General features: G+C 70.0%; 19 protein-coding genes. 9 read left to right on the top strand and 10 right to left on the bottom strand.

The window, feature by feature from the left end; translation table 11 throughout:
• Positions 1-14: 14 nt before the first annotated feature.
• Together NRP21_RS17230 and NRP21_RS17225 are read left to right on the top strand one after the other, a co-directional pair.
• Positions 15-974 carry a Bug family tripartite tricarboxylate transporter substrate binding protein gene (locus tag NRP21_RS17230; protein ID WP_257717464.1) on the top strand — a complete coding sequence of 320 codons (960 nt, stop codon included), beginning with the start codon at positions 15-17 and terminating at the stop codon, positions 972-974.
• A gap of 13 nt (positions 975-987) precedes the next feature.
• Entirely contained in the window at positions 988-2,082 is a 1,095-nt protein-coding gene (locus NRP21_RS17225) for a mandelate racemase/muconate lactonizing enzyme family protein (RefSeq protein ID WP_257717463.1), read from the top strand.
• 228 nt (positions 2,083-2,310) lie between these two features.
• Here the strand turns inward: NRP21_RS17225 and NRP21_RS17220 are convergent, their stop codons facing one another.
• Together NRP21_RS17220 and NRP21_RS17215 are read right to left on the bottom strand one after the other, a co-directional pair.
• Positions 2,311-3,711, bottom strand: coding sequence for a M20/M25/M40 family metallo-hydrolase (locus tag NRP21_RS17220; RefSeq protein WP_257717462.1), 1,401 nt, complete (start codon positions 3,709-3,711; stop codon positions 2,311-2,313).
• Between the two features lie 25 nt (positions 3,712-3,736).
• Positions 3,737-5,311 carry an ABC transporter substrate-binding protein gene (locus NRP21_RS17215; protein ID WP_257717461.1) on the bottom strand — a complete coding sequence of 525 codons (1,575 nt, stop codon included), beginning with the start codon at positions 5,309-5,311 and terminating at the stop codon, positions 3,737-3,739.
• A 471-nt stretch (positions 5,312-5,782) separates the two neighbouring features.
• On the opposite strand from NRP21_RS17215, the gene NRP21_RS17210 reads away from it, so the two are divergent.
• Genes NRP21_RS17210 through NRP21_RS17200 form a run of 3 tightly spaced genes read left to right on the top strand, consistent with a single transcriptional unit; the run spans position 5,783 to position 7,360 of the window.
• The gene (locus tag NRP21_RS17210) at positions 5,783-6,028 is read left to right on the top strand and encodes a hypothetical protein (protein ID WP_257717460.1); all 246 of its coding nucleotides are present in this window, start codon (positions 5,783-5,785) and stop codon (positions 6,026-6,028) included.
• Between the two features lie 43 nt (positions 6,029-6,071).
• Positions 6,072-6,590, top strand: a complete 519-nt coding sequence (locus tag NRP21_RS17205) for a sigma-70 family RNA polymerase sigma factor (protein WP_257717459.1) — start codon at positions 6,072-6,074, stop codon at positions 6,588-6,590.
• On the top strand, positions 6,587-7,360 hold the full coding sequence (locus tag NRP21_RS17200; protein WP_257717458.1) for an anti-sigma factor family protein: 774 nt from the start codon (positions 6,587-6,589) through the stop codon (positions 7,358-7,360). Before NRP21_RS17205 ends, NRP21_RS17200 begins: the two co-directional genes overlap by 4 nt.
• Before the next feature lie 83 nt (positions 7,361-7,443).
• Here NRP21_RS17200 and gcvA read toward each other — a convergent pair whose 3' ends face one another.
• A complete protein-coding gene (gene gcvA, locus NRP21_RS17195) occupies positions 7,444-8,433 on the bottom strand; it encodes a transcriptional regulator GcvA (protein WP_257717457.1) in 990 nt (329 codons plus the stop codon).
• Positions 8,434-8,522: 89 nt separating this feature from the next.
• On the opposite strand from gcvA, the gene NRP21_RS17190 reads away from it, so the two are divergent.
• Together NRP21_RS17190 and NRP21_RS17185 are read left to right on the top strand one after the other, a co-directional pair.
• Complete coding sequence (locus NRP21_RS17190) at positions 8,523-9,269, top strand: SDR family oxidoreductase (protein ID WP_257717456.1); 747 nt, start codon at positions 8,523-8,525, stop codon at positions 9,267-9,269.
• A gap of 324 nt (positions 9,270-9,593) precedes the next feature.
• The gene (locus NRP21_RS17185; protein ID WP_257717455.1) at positions 9,594-9,833 is read left to right on the top strand and encodes a hypothetical protein; all 240 of its coding nucleotides are present in this window, start codon (positions 9,594-9,596) and stop codon (positions 9,831-9,833) included.
• Between the two features lie 285 nt (positions 9,834-10,118).
• Here the strand turns inward: NRP21_RS17185 and NRP21_RS17180 are convergent, their stop codons facing one another.
• The 5 genes from NRP21_RS17180 to NRP21_RS17160 all read right to left on the bottom strand — a co-directional run bounded on the left by NRP21_RS17180 (position 10,119) and on the right by NRP21_RS17160 (position 14,258).
• The gene (locus NRP21_RS17180; RefSeq protein WP_257717454.1) at positions 10,119-10,595 is read right to left on the bottom strand and encodes a cupin domain-containing protein; all 477 of its coding nucleotides are present in this window, start codon (positions 10,593-10,595) and stop codon (positions 10,119-10,121) included.
• A gap of 39 nt (positions 10,596-10,634) precedes the next feature.
• Complete coding sequence (locus NRP21_RS17175; protein ID WP_257717453.1) at positions 10,635-11,669, bottom strand: ketopantoate reductase family protein; 1,035 nt, start codon at positions 11,667-11,669, stop codon at positions 10,635-10,637.
• Positions 11,670-11,766: 97 nt separating this feature from the next.
• The gene (locus NRP21_RS17170; RefSeq protein WP_257717452.1) at positions 11,767-12,318 is read right to left on the bottom strand and encodes a cytochrome b; all 552 of its coding nucleotides are present in this window, start codon (positions 12,316-12,318) and stop codon (positions 11,767-11,769) included.
• Positions 12,315-13,352: a catalase family peroxidase gene (locus tag NRP21_RS17165; protein ID WP_257717451.1), complete on the bottom strand. Its 1,038-nt coding sequence runs from the start codon at positions 13,350-13,352 to the stop codon at positions 12,315-12,317. The genes NRP21_RS17170 and NRP21_RS17165 overlap by 4 nt, the downstream gene beginning before the upstream one ends.
• Positions 13,353-13,586: 234 nt before the next feature.
• On the bottom strand, positions 13,587-14,258 hold the full coding sequence (locus NRP21_RS17160; RefSeq protein ID WP_257717450.1) for an HD domain-containing protein: 672 nt from the start codon (positions 14,256-14,258) through the stop codon (positions 13,587-13,589).
• A 117-nt stretch (positions 14,259-14,375) separates the two neighbouring features.
• Between NRP21_RS17160 and NRP21_RS17155 the strand changes: the two genes are divergently transcribed.
• Positions 14,376-15,338: a GlxA family transcriptional regulator gene (locus NRP21_RS17155; RefSeq protein WP_257717449.1), complete on the top strand. Its 963-nt coding sequence runs from the start codon at positions 14,376-14,378 to the stop codon at positions 15,336-15,338.
• Between the two features lie 508 nt (positions 15,339-15,846).
• Positions 15,847-16,239 carry a GFA family protein gene (locus NRP21_RS17150; protein ID WP_257717448.1) on the top strand — a complete coding sequence of 131 codons (393 nt, stop codon included), beginning with the start codon at positions 15,847-15,849 and terminating at the stop codon, positions 16,237-16,239.
• 242 nt (positions 16,240-16,481) lie between these two features.
• On the opposite strand, the gene NRP21_RS17145 is transcribed toward NRP21_RS17150, so the two are convergent.
• On the bottom strand, positions 16,482-17,459 hold the full coding sequence (locus NRP21_RS17145) for a Bug family tripartite tricarboxylate transporter substrate binding protein (RefSeq protein WP_257717552.1): 978 nt from the start codon (positions 17,457-17,459) through the stop codon (positions 16,482-16,484).
• Positions 17,459-18,790 carry an amidase gene (locus NRP21_RS17140; RefSeq protein ID WP_257717447.1) on the bottom strand — a complete coding sequence of 444 codons (1,332 nt, stop codon included), beginning with the start codon at positions 18,788-18,790 and terminating at the stop codon, positions 17,459-17,461. The genes NRP21_RS17145 and NRP21_RS17140 overlap by 1 nt, the downstream gene beginning before the upstream one ends.
• Between the last annotated feature and the right edge of the window lie 8 nt (positions 18,791-18,798).

Below are 18,798 nucleotides of genomic sequence, written 5' to 3'. Positions count from 1 at the left end.
ATGGGGAGGAACGCATGCGGCGTCGCGCGGCGGTGGCCTTGCTCGGCCTTACGGGGCTTTCAGCGGCAGCGAAGGCTCAGCCGGCACCGGGCCGGTCCATCCGTCTCATCGTGCCTTACGCACCCGGCGGCGGCACCGACATCCTCTCGCGCCTGATCGCCGCGCCGGTCGGGGATGCACTGGGCGCCGCCGTGGTGGTGGAGAACCGCCCGGGCGGCAACAGCGCAATCGGCACGGAAGCAGTGGCGCGCGCGACGCCGGACGGCCAGACGATTGGGATGATCGACCTCGCCTTCCTGGTGAATCCATCCCTGTTCAGCCTGCCATACGATACGCTGCGCGACTTCACCGCCATCAGCCTGGTGGCGACGACGCCGCTGGTGCTGATGGTCAACCCGCGCCTCGGCGTCCGGACGATGGCGGAGCTGGTGTCCCACATCCGCGCGAACGCGGGCAAGGTATCCTTCGCCTCCGCCGGTGTGGGCACGGCGGTGCACATCGCCGGCGAGCAGCTTCGTCTCGCGCTCGGGACCGACCTGCTTCATGTTCCCTACCGCGGTGGTTCGCTGCCCGCCAATGCCGTGCTGACGGGTGAGGTGACACTGGCCTTCCTCGCGCAGTCGCAGGCGGGTGCGCTTGCCACCGGTGGCCAAGCGGTGGCGATCGGAATCACCAGTGCCAGCCGCTCCGCCGCGCTACCGGATGTGCCAACCATGGGCGAGCTGGGCCTGCCAACTGTGGACGCGCAGACCATCAACGGTCTGATCGCCCCGGCCGGTACGCCTGGCCCGATCCTGGAGCGCATCAGCACGGCAGTCGCCGATGCCGTAAAGCGGCCGGATATGCTGAAGCGCATGGCGGAGCTGGGCTGCGACCCAGCGGCCAGCAGTCCGGCGCAGTTCAGCGACTGGATCCGCGCCGAAGTTGCGAAGTGGCGCGAGGTCGTGCGCGCCGCGAAGATCCAGCCCCAGTAGGAGCGCGCGCTCGTTGATCATCCGATCCGTCCAGGCCGTGACCCTCGCCCTGCCTTTCGAGGTGGGCGGGCCCAAGCCGCGCTTCGCCGGCAGGCCGCGCGAGTTCGTCCATATGATCCTCGTGCGCGTGGAAACGGCGGACGGGTTGGTTGGCTGGGGCGAGGCCTTCAGCCATGTCGCCTGGGAAGCCACGGCAGCGGCGGTGACGCACAACATCGCGCCCGTCGCCATCGGCCGCGACGCCACGGACATCGAGGGCACCATCGGTGCTCTCCGCCAGGTATTCCATCTTTTCGGACGTACCGGGGCCATCGTCTTCGCGCTCTCCGGCCTCGAGATCGCGCTATGGGATCTGGCCGGCAAGCGCGCCGGGCAGCCGGTATCCACGCTGCTCGGCGGAGCACGACGGGACAGGTTGCCGGCCTATGCCAGCCTGATGCGGTACGGCGACCCCGAACTCGTCGCGCGCAACGCGGCAGAGGCGGTGCGACGTGGCTATTCCATGGTGAAGCTGCACGAGATCCGTGAGGCGGAGGTGAGAGCGGCGCGTGAGGCCATGGGACCGGATGTGCCGCTGACCGTGGACACGAACTGCCCTTGGACGGTGGAAGAGGCCATCGCGGTTGCTCGCCGCTTCGCCCCCTATGACCTGCTCTGGCTGGAGGAGCCGGTTTGGCCACCGGAAGATTACGCTGGCCTGGCGCGGGTGCGGCAGGAGGGCGGGCTGCGTATCGCGACGGGAGAGAATGCCTGCAACAGCTTCGAGTTCGAGGCACTGCTGCGCGCAGGTGCGGCCGACGTCGTGCAGCCCAGCGTCACCAAGATCGGGGGCATCGGTGAGTGGTGGCGCGCAGCGAACCGGGCGAGGGCGAGCGGCGTCACGGTGGCTGCGCACTCGCCGTATTTCGGCCCAGGCCTCCTGGCCTCGATGCATCTCGCCGCCGCAATGGAAGGTGAAGTCCCGATTGAGATCCATTGGTGCGAGCTCGGCGCCAGCCCATTCGGTGATTCTGTGTGCCCGGAAGGCGGCATGCTCACAGTGCCGAGCGGACCAGGGCTGGGGCGCGACCCTGATCCGGCCGTGCTGCGGACCTTCACTGTGGTTTGACGCATTTGCCCGAGGAGGCCGACAAAGCCAGCACTGACAAAGCTGCTTAGCTGGAGGTCCTGCCGCGTCTTGCATCGGCGCTGATTCAACTATGGCAGTCAGCTTGTCGCGCCGGTTCTCCACACTCGCCCGCGTCATGATAGGGCCAGGACTCATCCACCTGGCCGGGGATGGTGCTGGCGGGGCAGAGGACCGCGCGGCCGCTGGTCGGAATGCCATAGGTGACTGTCAGGCCGGGCGTCCCTTCTCACCGATGTCCCACCAGAGCCCGGCCATAAGGCCCAGCCCGTCGCGGAACAGCGTGCCCAGCCCGTGCTCGTCCGGGCCGTGCTGGCCGCAACCGCCATAGGAATGGGGGATCCAGATCACCGGCGTGCCGAGGGTCTGGCGGAAGTACTCCGAAGGGCCGGAGGCGCCGATGTTGGGGATGATGTTAGGCGCGCCGCCGGAGGTCTCGGCGAAGGAGGATACCACGGCCTTCACCCAGGGGTCGTCCGGATCCGTGCGGGACGCCTGGAAGGCGTCCCGCTCCGTCACGGGGACCACCTTCACCTCATCGAAACCCTGGGCAGCTAGGTGCGCCTCCAGCGCGGGCACCACGTCCTCAGCCTTCACGTCCACCGTGTGGCGGAGCTGGATGCGGGCGCGGGCCTTGCCGCCCACCGCGTTGACAGGTGATTCCGGCTGTCCGGAGATGCTGGCGAGCACGATCGCGCTGCTCCAGGCATAGATGCGCTCAGCGTTGTTCAGGCCGGGCTCACCCCAGTCCGGCTCCGGCACCGGGGCGCCGGGCAGCACCTCGGCCTGCACGGCACGGGCGGCGCGGGTGACGGAATCCGGCACGTTCTTCGGCGTCCAGCCCGGAACCAGGATGCGGCCGTCGCGCGAGATAATGCTGGCGATGGCGTGGGACAGGATGACGCCCGCATCCTTCAGCAGCCCGCCCCAGTGGCCGGAATGGTGCCCGCCCTCCCGCAGGTCCACCACGATGTCCATGGCGATGCCGCCGCGCGTGCCGAGGGTAACGTCCGGCACGGTGCGGGAGACGCGCGGGCCGTCGAGCGCGATGAAGACATCGGCGGCCAGCAGGTCCTTGTGGCGCCGCACGAACTCCAGCAGTCCGGGGGAGCCCGCCTCCTCGCCCGTCTCCACCATGATCTTGGTGTTGAAGCCCAGCCGCCCGCCGCGCTCGGCCATCACGGCGCCCATGGCATCAATGCCCAGCAGGTGCTGGCCCTTGTTGTCCACCGTGCCGCGCCCGTAGATGCGGTCGCCCTCGATCTTCAGCGTCCAGGGATCGAGGCCGGTGCGCCAGCGCTCGGGCATGGCGCGCACCACGTCGCCGTGGCCATAGAAGAGCACGGTGGGAAGCGCCGGGTCCTCAATGCGAGTGGCGACGAGGACGGGGCCGTGGATCGGCTCGGGGTTGTCGAGCACCACGGTCTCGAAGCCGAGCTCCCGGACCATCGGGCCGAGCACGGCGTGGCAGTAGCGCTCCAGGTCCGCCTTGTGCTCGGGCGGGTGGCTCTCGGTGGGCACGGCCACCAGCTTCGCCAGGCGATCGACGAAGACGCCGTCGTCGTACTCCCGCTGCGCGCGCGCGATCGCGCCTGCCCTGCTGCCCGTCATGTCCGGTTCTCTCCCTGGCGGCCCCTCAGGTGGATGGCTGGACGGATGCGAAGTCCAGCATCTCGTCCACCCGGGGCTCGAAGCGCAGGCCACGCCGCGCGGCGAAGGTGGCCTTCTGGATGTAGAGGGGGATAATGGCCACGTCCTCCATGGACATCGTCACGGCGCGGCGCAGCAGCGCCTCGCGCGCGGCCGGATCGACCGTGCGGCCGACCTCCTCCAGCACGGCCTCGAAGGCCGGGTTGTCGTAGCGGCGGTTGGTGCGCGCGGCATCCCGCAGGTTCAGGATGGAGCGGAGCGGGTAGGAGGCCTCGCTCGTCGCGGCCGTGCCGCCGAGCAGCCAGGCCGAGAAGTCGCGCCGGGCCTGCCGGGCGGAAAAGCTGGCCCAGGGCATCGCCTCGACCACGGTCTGCACGCCGGCGCGCTGCCACATCTGGCCGACGGCCTGCAGAACGCGGGCATCGTTGGGGTACCGGTCGTTCGGGCCGTGCAGGGTGAGGCGCAGCCCGTTGGGGAAGCCGGCCTCGGCAAGCAGGCGCCGTGCGGCAGCGGCGTCATAGACCGGCCGAAGCTCTGGCACATGGCCGCTCAGCCCCTCGCGCACCACCTGCGCGGTGGGCACTGCGGAGCCCTCCATCACGCGCTCGGTCAGGGCGTTGCGATCGATTGCCACGGCAAGGGCGCGGCGCACGCGCGGGTCGCGCAGCGGGTTGCGGGAGAGCGGCTCGCCGTTCGGGCCGGTCACGAAGGGACTCTCGTCCCGCAACGTGTCCAGCATGATGTAGACAATCCGCAGCCCCACCGTCTCCGCGACCGCCAGGCGGCTATCGGCCCGTAGCCGGGCGAGGTCGGCCGTCGGGACGCCGTTGATCACGTCCACGTCGCCCGAGAGCAGGGCGGCGGAGCGGGCGCCGGGGTTGCGGAGCGTGCGGTTCACCACCCGGTCCCATGCCGGGCGCGGGCCCCACCAGCCCTCGTTCCGAACCAGCTCGATCCGCTCGCCGGGAGCGTAGGAGACGAGGCGGTAGGCGCCGGTGCCGATCGCCAGCGCGCCGTCGTTGAAGCCCTGCGTCGTGGCACCGGCGTGCAGCCGCCTGCTGAGCATCCCCACCCAGGACAGGTTGGCGGGTACCAGCGGGTCCGGCCCCTTGGTGTGCAGGCGGACCGTGCGGGCGTCCACCACCTCCACCCGGCCGATGCTGGCGGTGAAGATGACGAAGGAGCCGGGAGAGTTCGGCACGTTCGGGATGCGGTCGATGGTGAAGGCCACGTCCTCGGGCGTGAAGGGCGTGCCGTCCGAGAAGCGGAGGTTCGGGCGGAGCCGGAACTCCCAGATCTCCAGGGCCGTCTGCGTCCAGGATTCGGCCAGGGCCGGGCCGATGCTGCCATCGGCCCGCATGACGGTAAGGCCGTCGAAGATCTGCCGCGTCGTCTCAAGATTCGGAGTGGCCGTGTAGAAGTGCGGGTCGAGGCTGGTGACCGTGGCGTTGTTGCCGAAGGTCAGGGTGCGCCCGGGCTCCTGCGCGGCGGAGCGGCGCGCTGCCGGACCTACTATCCAGGGCACTGAAAGTGCCAGGGTAGCCCAGGTTCGCCGATGCATGCCGCCCGCTTCACCCCGCCCGACAACTCAGTTTCAAGAGTGGGCGTGAGTCGCGTCGATTGGCAACCATCTATAAGCTAGGTAGCGTTTGGGGGAGCTTCCCACACCCGCCCCCCGTTGCGATGCCCACGCATGACGGGCGGGAGGCTTCTGGGTGTGCACCGACCCGTGGGTCGCGAAGTGCTCACGGTGATTATCCTGATCACCCTCGACAGTGTGCAAATACCAGCGGGCCCTACGATCCGAGTGACTGAGGAGGTTGGGCAGCGTGCATTCGAAGTACGCGGTGGTCTGCCACGACCGAAGCTGGCCGCAAGCGAAAATGCCGCTCTCGGGAAAAGCGGGGAGGGAGCTGACACTCCGCTCCTACACGACTGCGGGGCCGCGAATAAGCTGTCGGACGCCGGGAATATTTCGCGCGCGCGAGTGTCTCCTAGCCATGACCCGCCTCCCCGACCGCAGGACGATCCCATGAGCAACAGCTTCCGCCCGCCCGCGCGGAGTGCAGCCCTGGCCGGATTTCGGCTACTCGCCGCGGGAGGTACCACGACGGCGCGTGAGGCCCACCAGCACGGCGCCTCGACGGTCGCGGAACATCGCTTGCTGATCGGGCCTGATCAGGCGATGACGCGGATAATGAAGGCCATGGCCGTCCAGCCCAGCCGCGACGCCGTCGCGATGATGAGGGCACCGCTGCAACAGGTGCGGCAACCATGAGGAAGCGGCCCCATCATCCCGGTCGGGGCGGGCGGGCCCTGCCATGACGGACACGGTTCAGTCGTTGGAGCCGATGATCCCGGCCTTGCGGCGCTACGCCCGGGCCCTGCTGCGGGACCGCAGCGCCGCGGATGACTTGGTGCAGGACGGGCTGGAACGCGCCCTGTCCCGCTGGCATCTGCGCCGGGCCGAGGGGAACGCGCGCGCCTGGGTCTTCGCCATTCTGCACAACCTCGCGATCAACCGGCTGCGGCAGGGTGCCAGACGCGGCCCGCACCTCCCGCTGGAGGAGGTGGCCGAGCCGGGCATGCCACCAGTCCAGGATGACGCGCTCCGACACCGGGACCTGCTGCGCGCCCTGGACACCCTGCCGGAGGACCAACGGAGCGTGTTGCTGCTGGTCTCGGTGGAGGACCTGTCCTACGCAGAGGCGGCCGCGGCACTGGGAGTGCCCGTGGGCACGGTGATGTCGCGTCTGGCGCGCGGGCGGGAGCGGCTTCGCCAGGCGATGGAGGGAGAAGCCGCTTCGGCGGAAGTGCCGCATCTGCGGAGGGTGAAATGAGCCAGCGTCCCATCACGGAGGATGACCTGCATGCCCTGGTGGACGGGCTGCTCGACAGTTCCCGGCAGGCGGAGGTGGACGCCTACCTGGCTGAGCAGCCGGCCGTGGCGGCGCGGGTCGACGCTTATCGGCGCCAGCGCGCCGCCCTCCGGGAGGCGCTCGCGCCGGTGGCGGCGGAGCCCGTGCCGCCCGAGCTCAACCTCGCCCGGCTGATCGAGGCGCGGCGACGGCCAGGCCGGGTGCCCTGGCAGATGGCGGCGGCCGTCGTCCTGGCGCTGGGCCTGGGCGGCAGCGGCGGCTGGTGGCTCCATGGGAGGATGTCGCCTGCCCCGGCGGGCATCGCGGCCCTCGCGCAGCAGGCGGCCGAGAGCTACGCCGCATTCGTGCCGGACCGGGAGCGGCCGGTAGAGTTGCACGCGGCGGACAGCGCCACGCTGGTCCGCTGGGCCTCCACACGGCTGGGCCGGCAGGTGAAGGTGCCGGATCTCTCAGGGCAGGGGTATCGGCTGATGGGAGGGCGGCTGGTGCCCACGACGCAGGGCGCGGCGGTGATGTTCATGTTCGACGACGACCGCGGAAGCCGCCTTGTCCTTCTCACCCGTCCGATGGCGGTGGACCGCGACACCCCCATGGCACACCGGGACGACGGCACCGTCCAGGCCTTCACCTGGGCCACGGAGGGGAATGGCTACAGCCTCGTGGGAAGCCTGCCGCCCGCGACGCTGCACCCGATCGCGGACGAGGTGCGGCAGCAGATGCGCCGCGTCTGAGAGCGCCCCGCCGCGGCGGCAACCCCCGGGGACCTGCCCGCTCTCTCGGGCGCGCCCTGGATCACGGGAGGCCGGCGTCGCGCTCAGGACGCCGGGCGGCTCCTCGCCGCGCCGGCCGCGCTATGGCCGTCGCTCCCGGCTTCCTCGAGAACCCAGTCGCGGAAGGCGGCGATCGCCGGATCGTCCGCATCCCCGGAACGGCAGACCACGTAGTAGGCGAGCGAACAATCGAGCGCCGGGCCGAAGGGGCTGACGAGGCGCCCCTCCGCCAGATCCTCCGCAACCAGCATGCTGCGCCCGAGGGCGACACCGTTGCCGGCCATGGCCATGCGCAATGCGGCCGCCGAGTCATCGACGTGCAGGCCGCGCTCGCTCTCCACCACGGGGAGGCCGGCGCGCGCGTGCCAGTCCCGCCACGTCGGAAACTCCGCCACGGAACCCATCGACGTGTCGTGGATCAGTTGGTGGCGGCGCAGCCCCTCCGGCGCGGCAAGGGGATGCTGCCCCTCCAGGAGCGCCGGGCTGCAGACCGGGAAGAACCTGTCCCGCGCCAAATACCTCGCCGTGAGCCCCGGCCACACGCCGGCGCCATACCGGATGCCGACATCGATCGCCTCCGCCGCGAAGTCGGCCAGGCCGGTTCTCGTGTCGATCCGCAGCGCGTAGTCCGGCCGGACACGGCCGAAACCCTCCAACCGGTGCAACAGCCACTTGTCGGCAAAGGCGGAGGGCACCGTGACGGCGAGTGTCCGACGCTCCCGCGCGGAGTGCAGCCAATCCATGGCCGCGGACAGGTGCCCGAAGCCGGCCCGCAGGTCCGGGAGGGCGGCCTTAGCGGCCTCCGTCAGGACCAGCCGAGCCGGGCCTGCCTGGAACCGGTGGAACAACTCGACCCCGAGGACGTCCTCCAGCCGGCGGACAAGCTGGCCCACGGCCGCCGGCGTCACGCTCAGTTCCTCGGCGGCGAGGGCAAAACTCAGATGGCGGGCGGCGGCCTCGAAGGCTCGGAGGGCATTGAGGTGGTCCGGGGCGCGCATGCGGTAAAGATAAACTATTTCGGCAGTGCAGATCATCCCGTTTGTCCGCCACGCACCAGTGCCGCCATATCCCCCGCACGGAACGCGCGCTCCGGCTTCGATCCACGAACGTCTGGAGAAATCTCATGAAGCTCAGCGGCAAGGTCGCCCTCGTCACAGGCGGCACGTCCGGCATCGGCCTCGCAACGGCGGCCCTGTTCAGCCGGGAGGGGGCGCAGGTCGTCGCCGTCGGGAACGACCCGGGTCGGCTCAGCGCGGCCGCAGCGGCCCTCGGCGGGAACGGCATCGCGCTCCAGGCCGATCTGCGCCGGCCGGCCGAGATCGATCGGCTCGTCGAGGCGGTGCGGGATCGGTATGGCCGGCTCAACATCCTCTTCGCCAATGCCGGCCTCGGCCTGGCCGCACCGCTCGAGGCGGTGACGGAGGCTCAGATCGACGAGCAGTTCGCGGTCAACTTCAAGGGCCTGTTCTTCACCGTCCAGAAGGCGGTGCCGCTAATGGAGAGGGGCGGGAGCATCGTGCTGACCACCTCCTACCTGAACACGGTGGGCACGCCGGGCCTGTCGATCCTCTCCGCCACCAAGGGAGCGGTGCGATCCCTGGCGCGAACGCTGGGCGCTGAGCTCGCGCCGCGCGGGATCCGGGTCAATGCCTTGAGCCCCGGCCCGATCAGCACGCCCTTCGCCGGCAAGCTGGGCCTGAGCCAGCAGGACCTGCAGAAGGTTGCGGAGCACACCGAGGCGAAGGTGCCGCTCCGACGCTTTGGTGAGGCGGACGAGGTCGCCAACGCCGTGCTGTTCCTGGCAGGCCCGGATGGGTCCTACGTCACGGGCACGGAGCTCGTCGTCGATGGCGGGCTGACGCAGATCTGAGCGACTGCGTTAGCATCGAACAGGTAGGCGGCTGGGCTGCTCCACACCCGGATGAGGAGACCTCTAGCCTTCTCATCCGGGTTGGCGGGCCGCAAGCACGCAGCTGGAAGCCAACACGCGCTTGCGACGGCGCGCGCGGAGAAAGGCCTCGTCAGTCACCGACGTTCGCTGAACGCCGGGCCGTAGCCGCTGCACGAAGTGCCTCTCCGTCGCGCGAATTCTCGCGGCCGCTCGGGAATAGTCGATGCTCCCAGGTGTCTTACTCCCGTGACCGGCCAGACAAGACGACAGAGTGCCGGCACTAACCATTCAGGAGTTGATCGCATGTCCACCATGAACGCCTTCCGTTCGCTGGCGCTCGCTGCCGTGATGACCGCTTCGCTGGGCGCAAGCGCCGCGCCGGCCGAACGGGCGATGGTGCCCCCGGGCGCGACCGCCTACGGAGCCTGGGTGCCCACCACGGGCCGCACCCCGCTCGCCAGCATGCCCATCAGCCAGGGCCAGGCCGCGCTGAAGTTCCTGGAGGACAGCGGCGCGACCGGCGGTGACGGCCAGCACGCCTGAACTGCCGCCGCCCGGTCAGCACGACGTCCGCTGGAAGAGGCCGCCGGAGCGCCCGGCGGCCTCTTCCAACTCGGGTACCGCGCTTGACGCGCCGAACGGCGCTAGGCCGGCCAACCTTGCAGCGGGCGCCCGATCTGCGTGGACCATGTAGGGCTATCATTCTGGAACTTGGATGCCGTCGCGGGACGAGCCCACTGGCCGACATCGCGGCACCAAGGCAGCCCGGACCGTCTGTTCCGGGGAAGCGGAGGCGACCGGGATCGCCTCCGACGGGCACTGCGTAGCTCAGGCCAGAGCCACGGCCGCGTTGTCCTTCTCCGAGCCGAGCCAGAACCCGTATCGTCGCGCCGCGTCGATGAATCTCGCGACCCGCTCCGGCGTTGGAGGAGCACCGCCCGATCTCGCCACCGGCTCCCCGATCTCGGCGAAGAACTGTCCCATTCTCGCCGTGCTGACGAGGAGAAGCGTGACGTCCTGGCCTGACGTGTTCCTCAGCGCGTACTTCACGCCGCCAGGGATGTCGATGGCGCCGCCCGGTCCGTAGCTGCGCCAGGTCTCGTCAAGGAATCCCTCGATCCGGCCGTCGAGGACGCACATCGTCTCGCGGTCCGGGTGGCTGTGGAGCGGGACGACGACGCCTACGGGAACGATCGCCCTGAGAACGCAGTAATCACCCGTGTCACCTTTCGGAGTGAGGAAGGCCACCCGTGGTCCCATGATATCCATTAAATCCCGGGAATTGGGCTGTGATCTCTCGCTCACGGTCATAATTCCTGTTCTGGCGCTCCATCACGTCGCGCGTCAGCCGCCGCCTTCTTCCGGCAAGGCGGCAATTTCCGACCGGCGCGGCCGGTACACATCGGCCCTCTCCGCCGCCTGGCTCGCCAGCGCCGTCAGAAGGTCGAGCGTCGGGGTTTCCACGCCGGTACGTCGCGCCAGCCGGAGCGGATGGAGGAGCAGCGCCTCCAGCTCCAGGGCGCGGCCGTGTTCCAAATCCTGGAGGATCGAGGGCTTGTGGTCCGTGGCGGCGAGACGGTCGATGCGGGCCTCGGCGGTTCCGCCGAGCGGGCGGCCCAGCACGGCATTGGCGATCGCCATGCCCTCCTGCACCGCCCGTATCGCGGCGGCGCGCACCACCGGGTCCGCGAAGCTCTTGCTCAGGCCGGACCGGCTGAGGAGGCAGATCGGGCCGCTCGCCAGGTTCGTCATCAGCTTGCCCCAGACCTCGGCCCTTATGTCGCGCGTCACCCGGCACGGCATCGCGCCCGCCTCGAAAAGGGCCGCGAGAGAGAGCGCGCGGTCGCTGAGCTGCCCATCCGGCTCGCCGATCACGAGCTTGTTGGAAGCGTGCCCCGAGTGGATCGCGCCGGGCTCCACCATCGTGCAGGCGGAGTAGACGACGCCACCGATGACGCGCGCCTCCCCGACGGCGGCGTGCAGTACGCCGCCCGGATCAAGGTCGGGAAGCACGGCTTCGGCAGGCGGGCCGGCGGCACCCATTCCGTACCACCAGGGCAGCCCGTTCATCACGAACGCGACCGGGGTCTCGCTGCCGAGCAGCGGCGCGACCCTGGCGGCGACGCCGGGAAGCGCCGGCGCCTTTACCGCGACGACGACCGCGTCCTGCGGCCCGAGATCCCGGGGATCGTCGCTCGCGGCATAGGGGGAGCAGTGGAGGATCGCGCCGTCCCGGGTGCGGACGGTGATCCCGCGCGCCCGGATCGCGTCGAGGAGGGCGCCCCGCGCCACGACCGACACCTCCGCACCGGCAATTGCCAGATGCGTCGCGAGTTCGCCGCCGATCGCGCCGGCTCCGAAGATGCACACCCTACGCATGGTGACTGCCTTTCACGCTTATCTGCCACGGCGACCGACCCGCGCTCTGCACAGGGCCGCACCGTGGATTGACGGCCGTGGGAGGCCTTGCCTCATCTCAGGGGCGACTGGCGGGATGGCCGGCTGTCATGCTCCGGAGCACGCCGTCCCGGCGGATCAGCCCGTGCGCCAACGCTGCGGCCAGATGCGCGAGGATCAGGGCGAAGAACAGCAGCGCCACCACGGTGTGCATGGCGCGGAGGACGGCGTAGAGGCGGAGATCGTGCGGCAGGATCGGCGGCAGGATCAGCGCCTTCGTCAGCTGCACGGGGTAGCCCCCCGCGGACAGCATGCCCCAGCCGACGAGCGGCAAGGTGACCATGCTCGCGTAGAGGAGGACGTGCGAGGCCTTCGCCGCCAGCTTCTGCATTCGCGGCAGGTCGGCGGGCAGGGCCGGTGCGCCAGTTGCTAGCCGCAGCGGCAGGCGGATGAGCACGAGCAGGAGGATCGAAATGCCCAAGGGGCGATGCAGCGCCAGCAGGGCCGGGTAGAGCGGCCCGGTGGTGGAGACCATGCCGACGCCGATGAACAGCATGGCGAGGACCATGGCGGCCATGAGCCAGTGAACGGCGCGCAGCACCGGGTGGAAGTCGGGCGACCGGCGGCTCATCGGGCCTGCCTCCGCGCCAGGTTCTCGCCCGCGGCGCTCGGGCCCGCCCCTTCGGTGGCGCGATCAGTGAAGGAAGTGGAGTAGGCCTTCGAACGCGCGGCGAGGAGCGGGTCGTCGGAGAGATCGATCCCTGGCGGGAGAATGGTCGGGTCGAAGTTGAGGTCGCGGCAGGTGCCGGTCTCCTCTGGCCGGACGGCGGTCATGACCAGCGTTCCCGCGTCGATCGTCCGGTGCGGGCCCGTCCAGGCGACCGTCCCCTTGTCCGTCACATCGCTCGGATTGGCGACGACGAGTTGCAGGTGCCAGCGTGAGGGTCCGTCGGCGGTTCGCGCGGTCACCTCGTCGAACAGATAGTCCCGTGGCAACTCGTCGAGGTGCTGCTTGTCCAGGCCGGCCAGCGGCGTGTCCGGCACGAACTGCCACCGCACGGGGCGTGCGGTGCCGCCCGCATTGGTGAAGCGGAAGGTGTTGATGCTGTAGTAGGTCGCGTTGGCGAAGCTGTTGGGTAGCACCGCCTGGGCCATGTAGTCCTGAAACGCCCTCACCTCCGGATGGTCTGCCAGGAAGGCCTTCATCACCTCGGGATCAGGCTTGCCCGTCCTCGGATCGGGCTTCGTCGCGCGCTGGAGGGCGACGAAGGAGGCGACATCGGCGACCGGGAAGATCGGCGTGTGGTCCATCGCGAGACGCCATTCCTGCCCGTTCTCCGTCCTGATCACGAGAGCCATCGAGTGGAACACGTTGCGCCCGTCGACAGCCAGCGGGTTGCCGCCGCCGATCGAGAACCGGCCGATCACCGGGTAGGCCGCGCGCTGGAAGACCTGCGCGACCGACAGTTCGGCACCTGCCCCGTTCGCCTCGAACACCCCCGTGAAGCAGATGCCTTTCGCGTGGGCGCGGCGATACCCCGGATGCTCTCCACCGCTATCGTCTAGCGCCGCGACGACGTCACCGCCGCTGATGCGTTCCGCACCAACCCAGCCCGCACTCCAGGCGAAGCCTCCGGCGAGCAGGAGGACGGTCGCACCGATCACTGCGGAAGGCCAAATTAGGGTTTGTCGCGATCTTCGCATCGTTCGGTTCCGTTTCGTCGCGGTGGCCTGGATTGAGACAACCGCCGCCGCGGCTTATTCCCGCGGCGCCGAAAGAAATCTGCCGGGCTGCCGGTCCTGAGCAGGTACGGATCAGGCCGCAAGCCTGCGTCCCCAGGCATCGCGGTCCTGCCTGAGTCGGCGGCAGGAACGTCGCCGTCCGTCAGCGTGCAGGGATCACGCTTGCCCGCAGCCGCAACCCGGTGCATGGCCGCCCGGCCAGCGGGAGTTCCGGATCACGCTGCAGAAGTTGCCGCGGCGGAAGCCCGGCTCTTTGTCGGCGATGACGTCGGCCTTGACGTTGCCGAAGGTGGTTTCGGGCTTGTGCCGGATGCCGTCGTAGAAGGCCTGGATGATGTCCTCCTTGAAGTCCGGCGTGCGCGGAAATGCGGCGGTGATGGCCTCGCGCTCCGCGTCCGTGTAGTCCCCGTATGTCAGGCCGAGCACATCCATCTCGACACCCGCCGTGACGAGGGCGACGACGGGATGCATGTGGACGGGGATGCCGGGCGTGGTGTGGAGCGCGATGGCCGTCCAGACCGTGTAGACGTCCTCCTCCGGCACGCGGTGGGAGCGGAGGAAGTCCCGGGCGGCATTGGCGCCGTCCACCTCAAAGCGTTCGTCCGGGCTGCTGTGGGCCGGCATCAGGCTCACGTCGTGGAACATCGCCCCGGCGTAGAGCAGTTCGCGGTCGAAGGTCAGCCCGCGATGCAGGCCGGCCAGTGCGCCGAAATGGTAGACCCGGCTCGAGTGGTTGAAGAGCAGCTCGGTCTCGGTGTCGCGGACGAACTCGGTAATGGTGCGGGCGAGCCTGCTGTCGGGAATTGCGGCCTCGCAGGTGATGGCCATGGTCGGATCTCCTTTACCGGTAGTGCTCCATGAGCTACTGACGCGAGGGCATGGCAGCAATCGACGTTTAACGACGATTCCGGACAACGATCGCACCAAGACTGCCACGGAGGTCCCATGGCCCGTTCTGTCGCGGTTCTCGCAGTCGCGGGTGTCCAGTTGCTGGACGTAGCCGGTCCTCTCGACGTCTTCGCCGAGGCGAACATTCAGTTCGGCGAGGCGGCCTACAGCCTCGCTGTCGTCGGGGCCGGGCCGGGGCCGGTCGAGACCTCGTCGGGCCGGCGGATCCTGCCCGACCTCGTCGCAACCGAGGCAGGGGCGACGGCCTTCGACACGCTGCTGGTCGCCGGGGCACCGAGGATGCATGAGCAGGAGGGGGAACCCGCACTGCTGGACTGGGTTGGGGCCGCCGCGCGCCGGTGCCGGCGCTATGGTTCGGTGTGCAGCGGCGCCTTCCTGCTGGGGCAGGCCGGGCTGCTGGAGGGGCGTCGCGTGACGACGCACTGGGCCGTGGCAGAGGCTCTGGCCGCCCGCTACCCCGGGGCGAGGGTCGAACCCGACGCTATCTGCATCTTCGACGGTCCGCTCCGGACGGCCGCCGGGGTCACGGCGGGCCTCGACCTCGCCCTGGCGCTGGTGGAAGAGGACCTGGGGGCGGAGCTGGCGCGGCAGGTCGCGGCGCAACTCGTCATGTTCTTCAAGCGCGGCGGCGGCCAGATGCAGTTCAGCCGGCACGGCGTCGGCGCTCCCGTTGGGCGTTCCGCCTTGCAGGAGGTCCAGCGCTGGGTCGCCTCTCACCCTGCGGAGGACCACAGCGTCGAGCGCCTTGCAGCCCGGACCGGGATGAGCCCGCGGCACTTCGCGCGCCTGTTCCGGGCCGAAACGGGACTGACCCCGGCGGCGTATGTCGAGGGCGTGCGGATCGAGGCCGTGCGCCGTCTTCTGGAGCGCGGCGACATCGCCATCAAGCAGGTGGCCGGCGCCTGCGGGTTCAGGGACGCCGACACCCTCCGGCGCGCTTTCTTCAGGCGGGTCGGGACGACGCCCGTGGAGTACCGGCGTCGCCAGGGAAAGGACTGACGGAGGTTCGGCGCATCAGCGGCTGGCCGCTTCCAAGATCAGGTTCGCGACCGGCCGGGGATGGGCGGTCAGCGAGATATGGCTGGACTGCAGCTCCACCGCCCGCGCTCCCATGCGGGAGGCCGTGAAGCGCTGTAGGTCCGGGTTGATCGTCCGGTCCTCTGTCGAGACAGCGTAGGAACTGGGCTCGGAACGCCAGGCCGTGAGCAGGAGACCAGCCGGAGGATGAATGGCCGCTATTCGGACGGCTACGCCGGCACTTGAATGTCCGAGATGGGCGCGAATCAGAAGGGTGAGGCTGGTAAAAGAGGCTTGGATCGGCTCCGGAATTGGGGTCCCGGTGTGCTTCACGGGCAGGGTGTCTGTCCCTGGTTTCTCCTCGATCCGAGGAGAGAAAACTTGATCCCTGACTGCGAGTAGCTGGCTGGCCATTCTCAAATCCGACCCTGGTCGCCGCTACTGCCAGCCCCGAGTATGGCCCGGCAGCTATTGGTGAGGGACGACAACGATGCGGTACGAGGGGGGATGCCTCTGCGGCGCCGTCCGCTATGTGGCCGAGGGCACGCCCATCAACGAGCGGATCTGCCATTGCCGCCTGTGCCAGAAGGCCCTGGGCGCCGCCTTCAACGCCCGCCTGCTATTCCGCGCCGCCGACGTGCGCCTGAGCGGCCCGGCCGGGCGGTTCCACTCCTCCCCGGCGCTGGAGCGCGGCTTCTGCCGGAACTGCGGGACGACAATCTTCTCAGCCCGTCAAAGCGCGGGCTTGATGGGCCTGACGGCGGGCTCGCTGGATGACCCGGGCCAGTTCCGGCCCGACATGCACTTCTGGACCTCCTCGCGCCAACCCTGGCTTCGCTTCGACGATGGGCTGCCGCAGTACCCCGAGGGACCGCCGGCGTAGGGGCCGTAGGTGCTGGAGCCGCTTCGAGGCAGGCCAATCTTCCCTTCGGCCCGGCCTGGTCGGCCTACTTCAGCCGTTTCAGCGCCTCGAGCAGCGCGCGCAGGCCGCGGTCGCGCGTCTTCTCCCACCACGGCACGGTGGCGAGCTGCCGCGAGAGGGTGGGGCGGAGCGGGTGACACTGTGTTCCCGGAACTGGCGGGCGCAGTGCGAGCGACGGCAGGACCGAGGCGCCGAGCAGGGATCTATCCCGGCTTGATATTCGAGCGACGGGCAATGTCCTGGAACCGCGCAGCATCTTCTCGCAGGCGCTGACCCAACGCAACCCCCGCCAACGGCCTGGCGACCGCCCCGACGGTGGTGAGTTTACCAAGGAACTCCGGCTGCCCTACTACATCCAGTGCCGCCCTCTCAAGCCAAGCGGCGGCTTCGTCGCTCACGCCCGACGGAGCAAACAGGCCGACCCAGATGGCAGCATCGAAGTCTCGGATGCCGCTCTCTGACACCGTTGGCATATCGGGCAGTAGGGTGGAGCGCGCCGAAGTGGTTGCGGCCAGGGCTTGCATGCGGCCGCCCTGCACGTGCGGCAGCGCGGAGGATACGGCGAGAACTCCGAACGGTACCTCCCCGCCCGCCACGGCCATGGCGGCCGGCGCGCCGCCGCGATAGGGAATGTGCTGCAGCCGGATGCCGGCGGCCATGGCGAACCACTCTCCGGTCAAGTGATTCATTGTGCCGTTGCCAGGCGTCGCGTAGTTGACCTCCCCGCTGCGAGCGCGGGCGGCGTCCAACAGGTCCTGCAGACGTGTGTGGCCGGACGCGGTGGAGGCGGCCCACATGAGCGGTGTTTCCGTCAGCATGGCCAGCGGCCGCAGGTCGCGCTGCGGATCATAGGGAAGGGTGGGGTATACAGCCGGGTTGATGGCCACCTCTCCATTCGTGGCGACGAGCAGGGTGTAGCCGTCGGGTGCAGCTTTGGCGACAACATCCGTTCCGACGATACCGCCGGCGCCCGGCCGGTTCTCGATGACGACCGCAGCGCCCGTCCGGCGGGTCAGTCCCTCGGCGAGAAGCCGCGCGGCGATGTCGCTGACACCCCCCGGCGCGTAGGGAACGACCATCCGGATCGAACGGGCAGGGTAGGGCTGGGCAAGCGCCGGCGTGCCGAGGAACGGCAGCGCGAGGGGCGCAGCGAGCAGCACGCGGCGAGAAGGGATCGTCATCACGCATTCCACTCCTGCCAGATGGATCGGGCGACTGAGATCAGGGCCGCGTCGTCCCCGGCCTGCCCGAGCAGCTGAAGCCCGAGAGGCAGGCCTTCATCCTCGAGCAGTGGGAGGGTTATGGCGGGAATACCGAGGAGCGAGGCCGGCACATTCGCCGCCGGATCGCCGGTCCAGCCCAGCCCCGCGGGCGCGGCGCCCGTCGCCCCCAGCGCGATCACCGCATCGAAGCTGCCGCGCAGGGCGGCGTAGCGGCCGCGGATCGCCTCGCGCTCAGCGAGCGCCGCTCCGTAGTCGGCGGGGGACATGGTCCGGGCGCGCTCCAGCCACTGGCGCATGGGGGCGCTGACGCTGCCGGGCCGCTCGCGCTCATAGGCGCCGAGCGGCCAGAGCCATTCCCAGTCGAAGATGCGGAAGGTGAGGGGAAGGGCGTCCCGCAGCGCGTCCTCCGCCTCCCTCAGCGCGGCATGGCCGTTCTGCACCACCACGGCGCCGCGCGCGCGGAGGCGATCCAGCGCGGCTTCGAAAGCGGCCTGGGCACCGGGGGTGGCCCGCGCCCAGCCGGCGGTGCGGAGCACGCCGAGGCGGGCCGGCCTCCGGATATCCGGCGGTGTCTCGGGGCCCGCCAGCGCCGCGTGCCCGGGATCGCCGCCCACGCGCCGGGCGATGGCGGCGGCCACGCACCAGGCATCCTCCGGCGAGGCCGCGAGGAGGCCGACGCAGCTCTGGCTGAGGTGGTCGAAGGAGCCGCCACGGTTCAGGGCACCGAAACTCGGCTTGAAGCCCACGCAGCCGCAGTAGCTCGCCGGACGCAGGGTGGAGCCGACCACCTGCGAGCCGATCGCCGCCGGCAGGATGCCCGCCCCCACCGCCGCGGCGGAGCCGCTGCTGGAGCCGCCCGGGGTGCGCGCGGGGTCGTGCGGGTTACGGGTGTCGTGGAAGGGCTCGGTGGAGGCGAACTCGGTGGTTGTGGTCTTGCCAAGAATAATTGCGCCGGCTTCCCGCAGCGCCTGCACCGAGGCGGCGTCGCGGCCGGTGCGGGTGCCGGCCCAGGCAGGGCTGCCCTGGCCCGTCGGCATGTCCGCCGTCTCGATGATGTCCTTCACGCCGATCGCCATGCCATCGATCGGGGAGAGAGGACGGCCGGCCCGCCACCGCGCCGCAGACTCGGCCGCCCGCGCCAGGGCGCCGGCTCGTTCCAGATACACGAAGGCGTGGAGACCCGGCTCGATCGCGTCCAGCCGCTCCAGCACCTGCTCCATCACCGCCAGGGGCGTCGTCCTGCCCCGCCGGAACGCATCGGAGAGCTCCACATAGGGCATGAGGGTCATGGGCCCTG

Source organism: Roseomonas populi (genome assembly GCF_024594815.1).
GTDB classification, from domain to species: Bacteria; Pseudomonadota; Alphaproteobacteria; order Acetobacterales; family Acetobacteraceae; genus Roseomonas; species Roseomonas populi.
Note: the sequence above shows the minus strand (reverse complement) of the source record. Positions and strands in the feature narration are given on the sequence as shown.